The sequence below is a fragment of the Mesorhizobium hawassense genome (assembly GCF_003289945.1).
Classification (GTDB): domain Bacteria; phylum Pseudomonadota; class Alphaproteobacteria; order Rhizobiales; family Rhizobiaceae; genus Mesorhizobium; species Mesorhizobium hawassense.
In genome coordinates this window covers 1-1,862 of record NZ_QMBP01000054.1, presented here as the reverse complement: position 1 = coordinate 1,862, position 1,862 = coordinate 1, and the positions used below count along the sequence as shown (strand labels likewise).

Below are 1,862 nucleotides of genomic sequence, written 5' to 3'. Positions count from 1 at the left end.
CTCTATGGACGCAAGCAAACGCTTGCTCGTAGGTCGCAAGCAAACGCTTGCTCGTAGGTGACGCGGGGTGGAGCAGCCCGGTAGCTCGTCAGGCTCATAACCTGAAGGTCACAGGTTCAAATCCTGTCCCCGCAACCAAATACAAAAGAGCCCGCCCTCGTGCGGGCTCTTTTGTATCTGGCCGTGGTGGCCGGCGATTTAACCGGTCATCAGGAGCCCGCAAGGAGGCGTAGCCGACGCCGCGGGACAGAAAACCCAAATCCTGTCCCCAAAACCAACACCAAAAACGGCCCGCGCCGCGCCGGACCATCCGTCACGGAATCGCGGAACGGACGCGAAGGTCACATGCCAGGCCCGAATCATTCAGTCTGCATTGGCGCCTAGTGCGATTCGCTTTCACTGGAAATCATCAATCGCGGCCGACGAGGACGTCGAAGTGGGCGCGACACGCATTCAGAGACCAGTGCGCAACCAAGCACGAATATCAGCCGGGTGAGTTTAAACTCAGCCGGCTTCTTTGTGCCTCGGTCGCGCGCAAATGGCGGGTGAGAGGTCGCGGAACGGGCTGTTGGCTCATCGTCGATCGGGCGCCGGCGTCTTGATCGACATTTTGATCGCCGCCGATTCGGCTACTTCTGATTCTTTCGCCGAATCGCAAAAGGGCAAGTTGAAGCCGAATCAACCCAAGCTGCTAATTATTGCTATCTATTGCTATATCTGCGGCTCGGCCGCATATTCTCCCAGGAGGATCCCATGCCCAACTACGCTTTGAACGACCACTATGAGTGCTTCATCCGGAAGCAGCTCGAATCGGGCCGCTATAACAATGCCAGCGAAGTTGTCCGCGCCGGCCTGCGCATGCTCGAGGATTTTGAGGCGGGGCGGGAGAAGTGGCTGCGCTAGGAAATCCCGTCGCGCATGACTGAGCTCCAGCAGGATCCGGCAAAGGGAATTCCCGCCGAAACGGTGTCTTCCCGGCTTGAGGCCCGTCATCGCGCCCGGCAGGCGAAAGCCAAATAGGGGATGGAATACCGGATTGTCTTCCACGCGAGCGCGGAAGCCGAACTCGAACAGCTCTATGACGAGATAGCCGAGCGGGCGTCGCCGGCGGTTGCCTGGATTTTGTCGTAGGCATCCGGGATCATTGACTGGGCTTGTCCACTTTTCCACAGCGCGGCACCGAGCGGACGGAGATAATGCCGGGGTTGCGGATCATCGGGTATCGTCGCGCGGTCAGTATCGCTTTCGCTGTCGACGGCGAGCATGTGCTGATCCTGGGCATCTTCTACGCAGGCCGCAACATCGCGCCTGAATTGCTCGAGGAACGGCTCTAAATCGGGATTTGGGCAAGCGCGGCAGTCGACACCCGGCTAAGCGCTGCAGGCGGTTTCGGGGGCGAACACAGCCGCCTGGCGGAACGGTTGTGGCCGCTATCGCCGGAATGGCTGGCACGGAACGCCAGTCAAAATTCAACCAAGCCAGCTCAGTATTTTTGCCCCTGCCGATATCTCCACGAGAAATCGAAAAAAGAGCGATCTTGGCTGTTGACAGTTCGATCGGGTGGCGACTATATACGGCCCACGAACGAGGGCGGTGCGCCGCTGGCGACGAAGAAGTTTGCTTCTAAATCTGCCCTTGGTTGAAATTCAAGAGAGCCGCGTGAGCGACACTCGGACGGGCCCGAAGCCGAAAAGCGATGAGGGCCGCGACATTGCGTGAAGTGATGTCTGTTCTTTGACAATTGAATATTGAAGAAAGAGAAACGTGGGCGGCAGAGTCCTGCTGAGCCTCTTACTCCGCCAGGGGTAATTGGTTCGAACGAGACTTTGGCGGATCACGTTTCGTGAGAATAAGTCTACCAA

At 58.1% G+C, this 1,862-nt stretch carries 1 tRNA gene and 2 pseudogenes; all 3 read left to right on the top strand.

The window, feature by feature from the left end:
• Window positions 1-61: 61 nt before the first annotated feature.
• Window positions 62-138 (top strand) — tRNA-Met (locus tag DPM33_RS35585).
• Between the two features lie 615 nt (window positions 139-753).
• Window positions 754-1,020 (top strand): annotated as a pseudogene (locus DPM33_RS37325) (type II toxin-antitoxin system ParD family antitoxin).
• A gap of 3 nt (window positions 1,021-1,023) precedes the next feature.
• Window positions 1,024-1,334, top strand: a pseudogene (locus DPM33_RS35575) (type II toxin-antitoxin system RelE/ParE family toxin).
• The last annotated feature ends 528 nt before the right edge of the window (window positions 1,335-1,862 follow it).